Source organism: Clostridioides sp. ZZV15-6597 (genome assembly GCF_020657815.1).
Taxonomy (GTDB): domain Bacteria; phylum Bacillota; class Clostridia; order Peptostreptococcales; family Peptostreptococcaceae; genus Clostridioides.
The window spans coordinates 1-2931 of sequence record NZ_JAGWCT010000195.1 but is presented as its reverse complement, the minus strand read 5'-3'; the positions used below and the strand labels follow the sequence as shown (position 1 = coordinate 2931).

4 protein-coding genes and 1 pseudogene are annotated in these 2931 nt (G+C 23.1%); 4 read left to right on the top strand and 1 reads right to left on the bottom strand.

Annotated features, from left to right (window positions below; all coding sequences use genetic code 11):
- Positions 1-231: 231 nt before the first annotated feature.
- Positions 232-561 carry a helix-turn-helix domain-containing protein gene (locus KGF52_RS20695; RefSeq protein ID WP_227841473.1) on the top strand — a complete coding sequence of 110 codons (330 nt, stop codon included), beginning with the start codon at positions 232-234 and terminating at the stop codon, positions 559-561.
- A gap of 61 nt (positions 562-622) precedes the next feature.
- Here KGF52_RS20695 and KGF52_RS20690 read toward each other — a convergent pair whose 3' ends face one another.
- Complete coding sequence (locus tag KGF52_RS20690) at positions 623-805, bottom strand: hypothetical protein (RefSeq protein WP_227841472.1); 183 nt, start codon at positions 803-805, stop codon at positions 623-625.
- A gap of 156 nt (positions 806-961) precedes the next feature.
- Between KGF52_RS20690 and KGF52_RS20685 the strand changes: the two genes are divergently transcribed.
- From KGF52_RS20685 to KGF52_RS20675, 3 genes and pseudogenes are all read left to right on the top strand, one after another.
- Positions 962-2092 (top strand): M56 family metallopeptidase, encoded by a 1131-nt coding sequence (locus KGF52_RS20685; RefSeq protein ID WP_227841471.1) that lies wholly within the window; start codon positions 962-964, stop codon positions 2090-2092.
- Between the two features lie 140 nt (positions 2093-2232).
- Positions 2233-2610, top strand: coding sequence for a BlaI/MecI/CopY family transcriptional regulator (locus KGF52_RS20680; RefSeq protein WP_227841470.1), 378 nt, complete (start codon positions 2233-2235; stop codon positions 2608-2610).
- Positions 2603-2795: pseudogene (locus tag KGF52_RS20675) on the top strand (protease); the annotation flags it as partial. The gene KGF52_RS20680 and the pseudogene KGF52_RS20675, both read left to right, overlap by 8 nt.
- Between the last annotated feature and the right edge of the window lie 136 nt (positions 2796-2931).

The following is a 2931-nucleotide window of genomic DNA, read 5'->3' as shown; positions in this document are numbered from 1 at the left end:
AAAATATACCTATTAAGGTAAGTAAAAAAGAGCTCTCACAGAACAAATTTAATTTGCTCCTGCGACAGCCCCTTTTTTTAATGTATTTACATAATTTCATTTGATAAACATAGAATATTTTTATAAATACATTCTATTAGACACTTTTAACCCTATTAGGTTGTTAAAAAGGGAATCTTTAAAATATATACTAATTAGTAAGAATTATATAGAAAATAGGAGATTATAAATTTGAATTTAAGTTATTTAGGAGAAAGAATCAGAGAGCGTAGAAAAGAACTAGGAATCACAATAGAAGAATTAGCAGAGAAAACTGACATAGGATATAATCATCTAAGTAACATTGAACGAGGTAAGAAAATACCTAGTCTAGAAACTTTTATTAAAATAGTAAATGAATTAGATACAACATCTGATATAATTCTTAAAGATTCTGTTAGATATGCAAAACCTCATTTACAAAATGATATAATAGAAGGCCTAGAAAATTTAGATGCAAAAGGATTAAAGATTGTTTCAGATGTTTTATCTGCTTTAATAAAAAATTTAAATGAAAATTAGAATGATAAGTAGAAAAGAGTTATTTAAACCTGATAACTCTTTTTTAAGATAAATTTATACATTACTCCTCATCTTTCCAGCTTCTTACCCAATTTTCTAATTCATTAAGTTTTTCTTCAGTTAAGTGTTCATTTTTATGTGATGTAGAAATTGAATGTATAAATTTATCATCATGTTTTTTAATTATTTGTTTTATGCCCATTAACATTTGTTTATATTTTTCTTCTATTTTTCTGAGTCCCATCACCTATGCTCCTTGAGATATTATCTTAAATAGTATAGCTATTTTTTACAAATATCTACAGGTAATTATTTCCATATTATTGCATATTTATTTTAAAATATATAAAATTTAAAATGAAACAACAGAAATCGTTTTTTAGGGGGATATAGTAATTGTATGAGCTATTTATTTGATTGTCTATTAAAAACAACAATTATAAGCAGTATTTCTATCTGTTTATTGCTATTATTAAAAACATGTTTATTTAAAATATTTAGTAAAAAGTTTAACTATTACATTTGGTTAATTATTATACTTAGAATGTTGTTTTTCTTCTTAAGTTATTCTATAGACTTTACTAAAGATGTATCAAAAAATTATATTTTTATTGATAATTTTACTAATCTAAATAATAAAATTAATCCAACTCTAGATGTTTCGTTTTGGATATTATTAATTTGGATAATTGGAGCTATAACGTCATTATTTTATACTTTATCTAAATATTTAAAATTTAATAACCTAATCATTGATACATCTTTTGATGTAGAAGATGTACATATAAATCATACATACAAAAACTTATTGCTTGAGTTAAACATAAAGAAGAATGTACCTCTAAAGTACACTGAAGAGTTAGATAGTCCAGCATGTATGGGTTTATTTAATCCTTACATATTGTTATTAGATTTTCCATATCAAGAAGATAAAATATACTGGATATTAAAACATGAATTAACTCATTTTAAAAATAAAGATATATTAATAAAATTTCTAGTATTATTTGCAAAAAGCTTGTTTTGGTTTAATCCACTTGTCTATATTATGAGTAAGAAAATAAATGAAGATTGTGAACTTTGTTGTGATGAGAGTGTGCTAAACAATTGTACATTACGAGAAAAGAAAAACTATGGTTTAGCTTTATTACATGCTGTAGAGCTTTCTCGTTTGAATAAAGCAGGACTACTAACAACAGAATTTAATAAATCTAATTTAGAAACAAGGCTTGAAAACATAATAAAAAAGAAAGGTAAAAATGGAATATTAATAGGAATATTGGTATTTATAACTTCATGTACATCTTTTTTAGAAATTAATGCTCAGATTCCTATTCCTATATTAGAAAATATTCCAACTGAAAATACAGAAGAAGATACCGAGAATACTGGATATTCATTTTCTAAAACTGTAGATTATACTTATGCAACTGCTCCTGAAGAATATAGAAAAAAATACGAAGAAACATGCAGAGTATTAGGTAAAACTCCAAAGGATTCTGATTTAATAGAAGTACCAATTGATAATTAAAAAATACATACATTTAGGAAATAGTGTTTATAAAGCTTAGGCACTATTTTTTTGTTTATATAAATTTTGTTTGACTCTTTTTATATCTTTTTGTAGTATTAAACTATAAACGTAAAATTGTATTTAAGGGGGAAAGTATTATGATTAAAAAGATACCTGAAGCAGAATTAAAGGTTATGAAATTTATTTGGAAAATGAACAAAACAGTTTCATCTAAAGAAGTAATAATTGCTATGGATGAACAATTTAATTGGAAACAAACAACAACTTTAACACTTTTAGCAAGACTAATTAAGAAAGAATTTTTAAGTGCTGAAAAGCTAGGAAGATTCACACACTATACAATTATTGTTGGGGAAGAAGAATACAAAAATTTTGAAACAAGAAACTTTTTTGGCATAATACATAATGATTCTAAAGAAAGCTTAATGGCTTCTCTGTATGCAGATAATATATTATCTGAAGAAATACTAGAGTCCTTTAATGAAGATTTTAATAAAACAAAAGATGATGAATAGTTATATATTTAACTATTTAATTAATACTATATTAAAAACTACTATTGTAAGTAGTTTTGGTATATGTATTTTAATATTTTTAAAAAGATTTTATTTAAAAAAATTTAGCAAAAAATTTAATTATTATATTTGGCTAATTATTATTTTTAGAATGTTATTTTTTATATTTAATTATTCTATAGATTTATATACAGAAATGATTCAAAAATACAATATTATTAATGATTTTAATAGCTTTAACAATAATTTCACTTCAAAAATAAGTATATCTTTTTTTATAATATGTGTTTGGCTAACTGTTACAATAATATATTTATTCTT